Origin of the sequence: Chroococcidiopsis cubana SAG 39.79, from assembly GCF_003991895.1 — a bacterium.
Lineage (GTDB): Bacteria > Cyanobacteriota > Cyanobacteriia > Cyanobacteriales > Chroococcidiopsidaceae > Chroococcidiopsis > Chroococcidiopsis thermalis.
In genome coordinates, this window is the sequence record NZ_RSCK01000160.1 from 1 (window position 1) to 8,154 (window position 8,154).

Consider the following 8,154-nt stretch of genomic DNA (forward strand, 5'->3'; position numbering starts at 1 on the left):
ACGAAATCAAGGCACGAATTACACGAACAATTACAAACTGCTTAAATCACAAGTATTTCAGCTTTTCTTAGTGCCATTCGCTTTTGAGTCTGCTTTCTCTATTTGGCGCAAACAACCATTGCTGTTGCACAATGGCACGGCTGAGTATTGGTTAGATGGAACTAGGCAAGTTGAAAAGGTGGTTGAGGTGCTAGAGATGTTGACGCAAAGGCAGGATCTGCGTCACATGACAGTATTACCTTGGGAGCGACTCTTCTGGTTGAAGAATCTCTTTGGTTCCCAACAGCTCTGGTGTCCGGCTTGCTATCAGGAGTGGCGCGATACTGAATCTGCGCTCTACGAGCCTTTATTGTGGGTTTGAGGGGGCGACAACCAGGATGAAAGCAAGATAGGCAGAGAGGTTCCAGCCGCAAACCCCTTTGAAAAAATGGAGAGAAAGAGGGTACTTATTGAAAATAAACTATTTAGAGAGAAAATACTACCACTGGATATCCGTTTAATGGTAAAAAAGAACGGTCTCGTAAATTGAACAAGACCGTAAATCAAAATGAGTAGCGACATTTTATCAAACATTACTGCAAAAATATCTGACGCAATCGCAACTAGTTACCTTAAAAATGCTGGTGTGGTTGTTCCAGCATCAAAAGCAAGTGAGAATAGAAAGACGCTTCAGCAACATTGCCTTTACCGATACAACAGAATAGTCGGCGGCGGCATTTGCAAAGGTTTTTAAATCTGGATGCCTTGAGTGTAGTGTTGCTGTGGTTTCCGCTAATTGAAGAAATACTGAAAAGGCACTTAAAACTTGAGAGGCAACTGATTATTGCGCTCTTATAGAACGCAGTGGAAAGAAAACAATGTGTTGATGGTTAGTGCGATTTATCAAAAAAGAGCATTGCCAGTATTTTGGGTGTTGTTGGAGAAAGATGGTAGCAGTAATCTAAGAGAGCAACAAAAAGTGTTACGCCCAGCAATTCGGTTATTAAGGAAGTATAAATTAGTCATAATTGGGGAAGCGAGAATTTCATAGTGTAGAACTAGCCAGTTGGTTGCAGGGACAAAACATCAGTTTTGTGTTTCGTCAAAAACAAGACACCACATTTCGTGAAAAAAGACAAAACTTTCAACCTCTAAGTAATATTCCTATTCATCCAGGAGTACGTATTTTCTATTCCAATGTCAATTTGACTCAGAAGCAAGGATTTGGTCGGTTTAATTTAGCGGTGTACTGGAAAAGACAGTATCGAGGTAAGCAAGAGGAGCAAGCCAGGTATTTATTAACCAATCTCCCAGACTTAAAAACTGCAATTCATATCTATAGCCAAAGGTTTGGAATTGAGGCTATGTTTCGTGATTGTAAGACTGGCGGTTACAATTTGGAAGGCTCCAAAGCGAATCCTAATAGACTTACTCGTTTAATTCTTTTAATCGCTTTAGCAATGACAGATGCTTGGTTACAGGGAGAAAGAGCTGTTTTACAGAGGCAGCAATCCTACCTTTGTCGGGAGCCAGAAAAGGGAAGGACAAGAAAAAGACACAGTGATTTTTGGAGCTTGTTTATATGGACGAAACTGGATAGTTACCTTTCATGAATGTCAGGTATGGGTTGAAGAACTCATCAAGTTCATTCGCAACAAGCAGACATTTTATCGCCAAGATTTGAGAGCTATGGTGCTTATATAGCAAGCATTCTAGTCGGTTGTCGTCCCTTAAAGCTACTGACTCTAGACCTCTATTTAAACAGAGAGCTAACAAAACATTCTGTATTCGAGCGCACACTTTTCCTTCACAAAATTTTTCTTAAGCGAAAAATTATTTAATTCCTGAACTTTTCTGAACTTCTTTTGATTGACAAGTAATGAGTACTAATATTTTAATTAGTGACAGCTAAAATGAAGACAGAGATGAGATTGTAAGCATGTTCTGCTCAGATTACCAAAACTAGTAAGTTGTAAAAGCAGCAAATATTACTTTCATAGTAGTACGCCCATGCGCAATTTTTGATGAAAGTGCTTTGTGTAAGTATTTTACTAATGAGTTGAATAAAAACCAAAAAATCGCTAGACAGATACTAAGTAGAGTGGGTTAAGCTGAGCATTTCTATACAACTTTCAGTTCTCCTACGAAGATTCATGACAATTATATATTCAACAGTACGATGCAACAATACTATTATCTCGCTTTAGCGCTTGGATAAAAGCAATATATCAGTAATGGCAATGGAATTTTGTTTATGGTTCAATCAGAATGTTGGAATTCCATTCTAAACGATTTATTCATCGCTAGTTAAAAGACCGCTACCAGGCGAATTTACTGAGTTTAAAAAAGACATAGTCAGCTCGTTAATACCTAGATAAGCTACAGACATGAATCAGGAGTGTAGGGAGCAATAATGAGCCAATTAACTGAAATTCAACAACAGATATTGAGTAGATCTAGAAATTCTATTAATGGAACAAAAAAGTTTATAAATCGGCTTAAGCGTTTACTACCAGTTAGCTACAAGCAATCTATTAAACAGAAGTTGAAACCTCTGCTCATGCTGAAAACTAGAATTGAGCTATTAACAGTGGGTATGCATCCCTTAGCTCAAGATTGGTGCAGTAGAGGTATAAATGTTCATCGTATTTATTTAGAGCAATTTCTACAGAGTTTTGCATCAGATATTAAAGGACATTGCTTGGAATTCCAAGAGGATAGTTACACCTCGCACTATGGTAGTGGTAGGGTGACTAAGTTAGATATTTTAAACAAGGAGCAAGCTCATTCAAATGCTACTATTATTGCTGATTTAACTCAACCCAATAGTCTTCCTAGTAATACATTCAATTGTATTATTTGCACTTACGTTTTACATCTAATCCCAGAAATAGATAGAACGATTGCCGAGTTGTATCGTATTCTAAAGCCAGGAGGTGTTTTGCTAGTTGCCGTACCGGATATTACAATAAATCATTCTGTATATAATGAGCTTTGGCGCTTTACTAAAAGAGGTTTGTATTTCCTTTTGGCTAAATCCTTTAAACCAGAAAATATTACGATGAAAACATATGGTAATTCACTTGTAGCAGCTGGTGAATTGCGGGGAATGGCAGCTTTTGATTTCACTTCTACACAATTAAACTACAACGACCCGCGATTTGCAGTCATTGTTTGTGCCAGAGCAGTTAAATCAAACTAAGATTACTATTACTACTAGGAGCAGGGCATGGTTAACACCCCCTTACTCCTATAGCAGGGTTGATTTATTGACGGGAGAAAATACAGAATAGAAGAGATTAGCTTCATTTTCTACTCGGTAGTATGAGCCTAATTGAGCAACTTCAACAAGTCCAAGACTTTCGCACGCAGCCACGCTATCCGTTGTGGGTGGTGTTGTTGTTGGTGGTGATGGGAACCATGAGTGGCTGTTTTGGGTATCGGGCGCTTGCCGACTTTGTGGCACGCCATCAAACAGCATTGCTGGAGCTAATGGAACTGCCACACAAACGATTGCCCTCGTATTCAACGATTCGTCAAGTGATGGTGCGAATTAACTTTGAATCATTGACCGATGCCTTCAACGCTTGGGCAAGCGAAACGGTTGCGGTCAGCCGAGGTGAGCAAATGGCGACCGATGGCAAAAGCATCAAAGCCAGTCTGAGCGATTACGAGCAACCATACCAAGATTTTGTTAGTGTGGTCTCTGCTTTTGGCGTTCAGTCTGGAATGGTGAGAGGTTTACTACCAATGCACAACGGCAGTGAGAGCGAAATTAGCACTGTGCAAGACTTGCTGAGTCGGCTGAATTTGAGTGGGGTGTGTTTCACTTTAGATGCGTTGCATACCCAAAAAAACGGTTGAGATGATCGTTAACAGTGGCAATGATTACGTGATTACAGTCAAAAAAAATCAACCAACGCTCTATGATTATTTGGTGACTCAGTTTGAGCAACACCCACCCCAGAGCGTCGAGCAGCAAACCGAACGAACGCGAAATCGCAGAACGCAACGCACAGTGAGTGTTTTAGAAACTGTAACTGGAATAGAGCAGTTGTGGATCGGTGTGCAACGCCTCATTCGAGTGGAACGCATCGGCATTCGGGCTTTTGAGCCTTACCAGGAAACGATGTTTTATATCAGTTCTCTCGCACTTGATGCCGCACAGTTAAGTCAACACATTCGCCAACATTGGCACATCGAAAATCGCCTCCATTGGGTCAAAGATGTGGTGCTTCATGAGGACACTGCTCCCTTATGTGACGGCAATGCCCCAGCTAATTTTGCCATTGTCCGAACCATTGCGCTCAATCTGTTTCGACAGCACGGATTTGCTTCTATCACCCAAGGATTGCGACAACTTGCTCACGATCTGCCTCGCCTTTTTTCTTTTTTTCAATAAATCAGCCCTGCTTACTCCTATAGTGCACTCCAGGAGCTGACTCATAAGAAATAACATTTTGACAAAAGTCTTCACCAGACCCCGCTCTCATTAGTAACAAACCAAATCTCAGATAATTTTCCCTTGAAGAGCTGAAGATTACGGGCTAACAATTACTGTTGCTTTTTTCTACATTACAATCATTGCGACCTGATGAGCCTTAATTACGATGAATAAAGCAGAACTCGTTGATGTTATTGCAGCCAAAACTAATGTCACCAAGAAAGATGCCGATCTCATCCTCAGTGCGATGACACAGACGATTGTTGAAGTTGTGTCTGGCGGCGATAAAGTCTCACTCGTTGGGTTTGGTTCTTTTGAGCCGCGCCAACGCTCGGCTAGGGAAGGGCGTAATCCCAAAACTGGCGAGAAGATGACAATCCCTGCCACTCGCGTTCCTGGCTTCGCTCCTGGCAAGTTGTTTAAGGATAAAGTCGCTCCCAACAGTTAGCTTCCACGCGCTCGACTCAGGATAACTCTCAACTCAAAGTGCGAAGCGCAACTAACAAACATTAGCTGGTAGAGACAGCTTCCGCCGCTGGCTCCTTAGATTTTTTCTCAAAAATCCTGACTCCTGCTTCGACCACTTCAAAGCCATCTGCTATTGGCTGCCCCAGTTTCCCAGTGACAGCTCCGCCCCATTCACTAAAATTAGCCGCATCTGCCTCTGCCTTACGCCAACTTTTCGCATTCACCAAAGCGGTAAATGTGACTCCATTTTGGTCGGTAAGGGTAATTTCTACCTTCTTATTCTCTGCTGGCTTGACTTGGGGTAGTTCGTTAAACTTCAGCGTGATTTCCGATCTTGCCGTAGTCATGTTACTTTTTCCTTGAAGAATTGCAATTGCTGTTATTCGGCAGCTCGTCACATTTTTACCGCATTCACTCTAGTTCTGCAACACGCTGTAAGGAAAATCTGTAAGGTGCACTCGCCACAGTTGAGTGCAGAAAAGAGTGCAGAAAACTGGGGAATCGGATTAGCGATTCATCTGCTGCTCCCATCACAGATTCCATAACGTTGCTCCAAAAAAGTTAGTAGCTCTACTTCCAAGTCGGTGAGATACGTTTGTCGTCCTAAATGCTGCAATACTGCTTCTGCGCCTCGGTCTAGCAATCCAACCTGAAGTAATCGTCTAATTCGCTACATCATTGCAGATAGTTGACGGCAAACATCGGGGTCATCGAAAAGTCTTTTAGCTCTGTAGCAACACAAGCAGCGTGACATTTCCGTTCCCATCTCTCTAGGCAAGTCAGAGCGAATCTGTAGCCAATTTGACCAACTTGAGGCGCGGGCATCACGGCTTTTCTTTTAGCTATATAATAATCCCTTCAATATCAGTTGATCTGCTCGGTTCTACTTCCAACCGTCTTTTCAAACCGCTCCAACCGCGCGCGACTCACACTGCTTGCGATAGAGGAGAGAAGCCATTATGCTTGTTAAGCTTCAAGCCGTACAACAGCTAGTTTGATGCCAAATTTTTGCTTGACTTTACCAAAGCTCTGGTTCTGCTGGTCGGGATTTTTCGGGATGATTCTACTGCGATACTTCTTGATTGCTGGAGGAGCGTACTGGTTTTTCTATTCGGTTGTAGGAAAGCCTTTAATGAGGGAAAGGTGGCGACATAAGGCAATGTTGCACTCAATTGGTCAGGATATCAAACTGTCCGTACTCTCAGCAGTAGTGTTTGCGCTCGGCGCTGCATCAATCATGTTAGGGTACGAGTCGGGGGCAACGCTATTGTATGTTTCCCTACACGAGTATGGACTGTGGTATGTAGGGGTCAGTTTTGTTGCCGTACTGCTGCTCCAGGATGCATACTTTTACTTTGTCCATCGCGCATTTCATCACCCCAAGCTCTTCAAGTGGCTGCATCACGGTCACCATCGGTCGCGACAGCCAACACCGTGGACATCCTTCGCCTTTGACTTACCAGAAGCTTTAGTACACGCGCTGTTCTTAGTCGGTGTAGTTTTTCTCATTCCACTTCACTTGATTACCTTAGTTGCCGTACTGATGACAATGACAATCTGGGCAACGATCACTCACCTGGGATTTAAGTTGTTTGACACGTCCTTTTTGGGTCAATGGCTAGGACAGTGGTTGATTGGTCCGACACATCACTCGCTGCATCATCGCCAGTATCGGCTACACTATGGACTCTACTTCACCTTTTGGGACAAGTTACTCGGCACTCAAGCGGCTGATTACTAATTGGCGCAAGCAACGGTTGTGTTATCCTGACGAGCGGTTGTCAATCCCAGTAGAATTCTTCAACAGAATCCCAGTAGTCGTCTAGGAAGGAAATTGCGCTCGACTGCCCCTTGTCCCCCTAGTTCATAGGTAGTTGACCGCGTGCGATCGCCCTTCACTGACTCACACCATAATCTTTTTCCATCAGCTCTAAGTGCATCAACTGTCTCGGTGTCAAATATAACGATCGCTGTATCGTCTCTAAAATTGCATAATCCACCGCTTCCAACTCGGCTTTCAACAAGTTGCTAACTCGCGACGAAACTGACAATAAAGTAATGCGATCGCCTTCACTTAAATCTATCGGTTCCACTTCTTCTTCCCTACACTGGATTGTTTCACCCTTCAGGCTAATATAAATGTGGTAGAAATGCTCGCTGATATGTTGGATTATGCCCCAATAACCATCGTAGGGTCGTAAGTCTGCGTTTTTAAATCCCCGAACTACGCTCGCATCCTCAATCCGGCACTGACTGCGATCGCACAATGGAACAAGAGTGCGCTCTTTGACTACATCCACAATACTGCGTTTTGCTGCATTTTTATCAGTTAGTAGCATCGTTGCCACCGCAGCACTTACGTCACGAGCCGTCATCGGGCGAGCGCCTGCGCTCTGGGTTGCCTGAGATAAGACCTCTATGTAGTACTCTGGCTTGAGTTTAGCAAGTGGACGTAGATGCGATTCGCTAAACGTTCCCACTGGGACGTGTAAATATTGAGTTTCGATTCTGCCTGCAAGTAACTCTTTGTGAAGTGTCGAGCGTGCTTTGACAAACAAGTTTGAGTTCATCAGTTGCGCCATGCTGTTAAAACCCAAGGCTAGATAGCCCTCTCTTGTTTCTAGTTCTACTAGCAATGCACGAATTTGATTGCACAGCCCATTGATCTGCTTAATTGTCGCTCTGGCTTCTTCTACTGTCATTGGAGCAGATGACAATACTTCAACATTAAACGATGTTCCAATTGGAACATCGTTTGACATTAAACGATTTGATAACTTCAAACACGACAGCGGTATTCTTTCCCTTCCGCCACTGTCGAGTGCTACGATTCCCGCGTCAGCAGAGGGCAGAGCTGTAATTTCTCCTGTTCTCCCAGTAAAAAGCGGGTGAACTGTAATGGTGACGCAATCGCCGATTTGGAAGTTGCGACTAGCAACATCCGTGCTGCTCGCAGTATTACTATCCATAGCAAAATTCCTGCTCTAAGGAGTTGCCTACTCTTGCGATCGCTACCACCCGATCGCACAGTTGTTGATGATGCTTTTTCTGCTTGATTCTTTCAATCTGCTCAATGCACTTTCTCAATCCCGACTCACACACCTGTCGCCCAACATCGAAGCTATCGAGCGAACGCTGCATGAACTCGGCAACCGATACGACAAACCGATTCACCGTCACTACCTGTTGCCGCTGGCTAAGGACGGGGAGTTGCAGTCTCCCCTCAGAATCTCGCGATTCTGCCTCGCCTTCAAAACCGTGCT

At 43.5% G+C, this 8,154-nt stretch carries 8 protein-coding genes and 2 pseudogenes; 6 read left to right on the forward strand and 4 right to left on the reverse strand.

Going from position 1 to position 8,154, the window contains the following annotated elements:
• From DSM107010_RS35640 to DSM107010_RS35670, 5 genes and pseudogenes are all read left to right on the forward strand, one after another.
• A pseudogene (locus tag DSM107010_RS35640) lies at positions 1-361 on the forward strand (hypothetical protein); the annotation flags it as partial.
• Between the two features lie 712 nt (positions 362-1,073).
• Positions 1,074-1,592: a transposase gene (locus DSM107010_RS35650; protein WP_241994470.1), complete on the forward strand. Its 519-nt coding sequence runs from the start codon at positions 1,074-1,076 to the stop codon at positions 1,590-1,592.
• A gap of 800 nt (positions 1,593-2,392) precedes the next feature.
• Positions 2,393-3,181 (forward strand): methyltransferase domain-containing protein, encoded by a 789-nt coding sequence (locus DSM107010_RS35655; protein WP_106170323.1) that lies wholly within the window; start codon positions 2,393-2,395, stop codon positions 3,179-3,181.
• A 132-nt stretch (positions 3,182-3,313) separates the two neighbouring features.
• Positions 3,314-4,381: pseudogene (locus tag DSM107010_RS41780) on the forward strand (ISAs1 family transposase).
• A gap of 208 nt (positions 4,382-4,589) precedes the next feature.
• Positions 4,590-4,871, forward strand: a complete 282-nt coding sequence (locus DSM107010_RS35670) for an HU family DNA-binding protein (RefSeq protein WP_127025250.1) — start codon at positions 4,590-4,592, stop codon at positions 4,869-4,871.
• Positions 4,872-4,932: 61 nt separating this feature from the next.
• Here DSM107010_RS35670 and DSM107010_RS35675 read toward each other — a convergent pair whose 3' ends face one another.
• Positions 4,933-5,238 carry a hypothetical protein gene (locus DSM107010_RS35675; RefSeq protein WP_127025252.1) on the reverse strand — a complete coding sequence of 102 codons (306 nt, stop codon included), beginning with the start codon at positions 5,236-5,238 and terminating at the stop codon, positions 4,933-4,935.
• A 167-nt stretch (positions 5,239-5,405) separates the two neighbouring features.
• On the reverse strand, positions 5,406-5,534 hold the full coding sequence (locus DSM107010_RS42635; RefSeq protein WP_277871363.1) for a hypothetical protein: 129 nt from the start codon (positions 5,532-5,534) through the stop codon (positions 5,406-5,408).
• Positions 5,535-5,888: 354 nt separating this feature from the next.
• On the opposite strand from DSM107010_RS42635, the gene DSM107010_RS35680 reads away from it, so the two are divergent.
• The gene (locus tag DSM107010_RS35680) at positions 5,889-6,632 is read left to right on the forward strand and encodes a sterol desaturase family protein (RefSeq protein WP_106171362.1); all 744 of its coding nucleotides are present in this window, start codon (positions 5,889-5,891) and stop codon (positions 6,630-6,632) included.
• 154 nt (positions 6,633-6,786) lie between these two features.
• Here DSM107010_RS35680 and DSM107010_RS35685 read toward each other — a convergent pair whose 3' ends face one another.
• Together DSM107010_RS35685 and DSM107010_RS39110 are read right to left on the reverse strand one after the other, a co-directional pair.
• Positions 6,787-7,860, reverse strand: coding sequence for a hypothetical protein (locus DSM107010_RS35685; protein WP_106171364.1), 1,074 nt, complete (start codon positions 7,858-7,860; stop codon positions 6,787-6,789).
• Positions 7,853-8,154 (reverse strand): hypothetical protein (locus DSM107010_RS39110; protein ID WP_158631961.1); only part of this gene is annotated, 302 nt, incomplete at its 5' end. The genes DSM107010_RS35685 and DSM107010_RS39110, both read right to left, overlap by 8 nt.

Bases quoted from the DNA above. Each gene is read 5' to 3' on its own strand.
- DSM107010_RS35675 (WP_127025252.1), bottom strand. From the start codon at position 5,238: ATGACTACGGCAAGATCGGAAATCACGCTGAAGTTTAACGAACTACCC.
- DSM107010_RS35680 (WP_106171362.1), top strand. From the start codon at position 5,889: ATGCCAAATTTTTGCTTGACTTTACCAAAGCTCTGGTTCTGCTGGTCG.
- DSM107010_RS35685 (WP_106171364.1), bottom strand. From the start codon at position 7,860: ATGGATAGTAATACTGCGAGCAGCACGGATGTTGCTAGTCGCAACTTC.
- DSM107010_RS35670 (WP_127025250.1), top strand. From the start codon at position 4,590: ATGAATAAAGCAGAACTCGTTGATGTTATTGCAGCCAAAACTAATGTC.
- DSM107010_RS35655 (WP_106170323.1), top strand. From the start codon at position 2,393: ATGAGCCAATTAACTGAAATTCAACAACAGATATTGAGTAGATCTAGA.